The organism is Carboxydocella sp. ULO1 (assembly GCF_002049255.1).
Classification (GTDB): domain Bacteria; phylum Bacillota.
In genome coordinates, this window is the sequence record NZ_BDLQ01000173.1 from 1 (window position 1) to 222 (window position 222).

Sequence of the window (222 nt, forward strand, 5' to 3'; positions counted from 1 at the left end):
GCTTTACGTATCGAGTCCCGTCGGCCGAAAAACCTCAGCTTAAGTTGCCTTAAGCCAGGGATTTTCGCCTCAGGTTCGAACTTCGTACCTCGAATTTCGAACCTCGATTACGGCTCGATCCCTCAAAACTAAACAGGATGTTCTTCCACCTAAACTCGTTGTCTCCTTAGAAAGGAGGTGATCCAGCCGCACCTTCCGATACGGCTACCTTGTTACGACTTC

General features: G+C 49.5%; 1 rRNA gene. It reads right to left on the reverse strand.

Annotation, left to right across the window (positions count from 1 at the left end):
- Positions 1–170 precede the first annotated feature (170 nt).
- Positions 171–222, reverse strand: a 16S ribosomal RNA gene (locus ULO1_RS14435); the annotation flags it as partial.